Consider the following 2,227-nt stretch of genomic DNA (forward strand, 5'->3'; position numbering starts at 1 on the left):
CTTGACCGAGGTCCGCCGGGGTGGCGTCAGCCACCGTGTCATTGGGCTCGTCATAAGGCTCCGCCGAGAAGTCGACCGAAAGTGTCACCACCCCCTCGCTGGCAATGGTGTCGAATAAACTGTCGTCACCCCGGATTTCGAGGAAATACACCTCGCCCGTTTTGGTGGCTAAAGTGCTTTCCCAATCGCCGCGCAGAGCGTTGCCATCCGCGTCGAGCCATTGAATACGCGCGTCACTGTGAGGGCCGCGCTCCAGAAACTGCGCAACCAACGCCCCTTCTCCGGGCGAGGTCACTGCGAACACGTCAATATCCCGCTCTGGGAAAAACCTTGTTTCAATCAGGCCAAGTTCGATCGATTGGGCGGTCTCGGGGGTATTATTCGGTTCGTGGAACGGCTCTACATTCGTTTCAAATTTCAGATTGAGCGTGCGGTCCTGCGCAAGTGGCTCCGAGTATCCGATCCTGAGGGCCGCCTGATCCTCTGGATCCAAGGCGATCCACCGCATTACATCAGCGTGTGTGACGTCATTAACCTGCAATGCAACTTGGTCAGGCGCATCGTCCAAGTCTGTCAATCGCACAAAAGTGGTGTCACCGACTTCCAGTTGGATTTCCACGTCGGTCGTTCCGGCTGAAACATCGACGGAATACGGGACGGCATCTTCGACCTGAATGACCGTTTGGGCTTGCGCATTTTGCACACCCCAGATGGGTATAAGTGCGAAAACGATAGTCGCAACAATCTGCAACCTGGGTGCGTGAATTCGTGGCAAACTACTTCCCCCACTGCGAAAGTTACCATAGGCAAGGCGTTCTTCAAAGCAATTCTGTCTCGCTCTTGTGCTGCGCGACAGGCAACCGCGAAGGTCACCTCTTCAAGCGTGTGCCGCGCTTCCATATCGCGCGTGTACCGCGCCGCGAGACCCGCAAGTTCCGCCCGCACCAGCGCCGCCATCTCGCCCACGACGGCCTTTGCATCCTCCATCGGGATCAACTCCCGGCTGCGTTCCTGAATCCTGAGTTCAATCTCACGCGTGCGCGCTTCCGTGGCCCGGCTGGCCACCGCGGCCTTGTTGTTTTTGTGAACTGGTCCTCGTAATAGGCCAGCGCTCCGCGGATGACGCCCACCAGCATGTATTCCCCGCGCGTGGCGCGATCCATGTAGCCGGATTTAACCAGCCCTTGGACCCAGCGTTCCGAGCGGCCGAGAAGCGCGGCTGCCTGGGACACAGTGATGGTTTGCCCCCGGGGTTTGCCGTCTGACATGGGTCACAGCCTCCAGCGGCTGAAAAGCCGACGTAGCGCATAAGAGCGAACCAAGCTGACGCCAGTAAAAATCAGTCCAAGCCCGAGGTTTTCGACCACGCCAACGCGCAGTCCAAAGACCGGAAAAACCGCAAATTGCGTCGCAACAGCCAGCGCGTAGCCCACCACTGTATTGGTCACGGCCTCGATCAGCGATCCGCGTTTTGATTGCGCCATGCGCCCCTCTAAAGCCATGTAATTGCTACGATTATACTGGATATACCCGGCGATCAGAGCGACTGTGATTGCACCAAAACGATGCATTCAAAGGAGCTCGGACATGACCCGCCTGAACCCGCTCACCACCCCTCGCCACCAGCTGCGCGCCGAAAAGTCTGCACGGAACAAGGAAGCCGCGCTCGCAGCCTTCCTCGGCAAGAAGGCCGAGATCGACGAGATGCTGGCCCGCTTGTCGAGCCTCAGCGAAGAGCATTTCAACAGCCATCCCGACGAGATCAACTGGGGCCATGTCGGCACCCTTGAGCATTACGCCAGCCTCCTGAAGCGCATCACCGACAGCGCTTTCAACGAAGGCGAGCACGCAGAGTGAGCACCATGGAAACCTCTAGGCAGCACACCCATTAATTCCTGTTCAATGGCATAGGTTTGTGATTCATTTCGTCCAAACAACGGGCGGGAGGATGTAAGTGGCGCGATCAGACATGAGCGATCTGGAATGGGAATTCATCAAAGCTGTCTTGCCTAACAAAACGCGCGGCAAGAAGCGGGTAGATGACCGCCGCGTGATCAACGGCATTTTCTACGTCCTGCGTACCGGCATCCCTTGGGCCGATCTGCCCAGCGAATACGGCCCACCGACAACGGTCTACAACCGCTTCAATCGGTGGAGCTATGCGGGCCACTGGGACCGGATCATGGACGCCATCGCCGACGCGCATAACGTGGACACAGTGATGGTC

General features: G+C 58.0%; 4 protein-coding genes. 2 read left to right on the forward strand and 2 right to left on the reverse strand.

The annotated features are described in order from the left end of the window. The coding region (locus LC354_RS16435; protein WP_223425753.1) for a hypothetical protein at nucleotides 1-775 on the reverse strand (775 nt) is incomplete at its 3' end. A 496-nt stretch (nucleotides 776-1,271) separates the two neighbouring features. Then, on the reverse strand, nucleotides 1,272-1,571 hold the full coding sequence (locus tag LC354_RS16440; protein ID WP_317849337.1) for a DUF7220 family protein: 300 nt from the start codon (nucleotides 1,569-1,571) through the stop codon (nucleotides 1,272-1,274). 16 nt (nucleotides 1,572-1,587) lie between these two features. On the opposite strand from LC354_RS16440, the gene LC354_RS16445 reads away from it, so the two are divergent. Together LC354_RS16445 and LC354_RS16450 are read left to right on the forward strand one after the other, a co-directional pair. Continuing rightward, on the forward strand, nucleotides 1,588-1,857 hold the full coding sequence (locus LC354_RS16445) for a hypothetical protein (RefSeq protein WP_223425755.1): 270 nt from the start codon (nucleotides 1,588-1,590) through the stop codon (nucleotides 1,855-1,857). Nucleotides 1,858-1,969: 112 nt separating this feature from the next. After that, the coding region (locus tag LC354_RS16450; RefSeq protein WP_263289429.1) for a transposase at nucleotides 1,970-2,227 on the forward strand (258 nt) is incomplete at its 3' end.

The organism is Tateyamaria pelophila, from assembly GCF_019966495.1.
Lineage (GTDB): Bacteria > Pseudomonadota > Alphaproteobacteria > Rhodobacterales > Rhodobacteraceae > Tateyamaria > Tateyamaria pelophila.

Excerpts from the sequence above, each read along its gene's own strand:
- LC354_RS16445 (WP_223425755.1), top strand. The coding sequence starts at position 1,588 with ATGACCCGCCTGAACCCGCTCACCACCCCTCGCCACCAGCTGCGCGCC.
- LC354_RS16440 (WP_317849337.1), bottom strand. The coding sequence starts at position 1,571 with ATGCATCGTTTTGGTGCAATCACAGTCGCTCTGATCGCCGGGTATATC.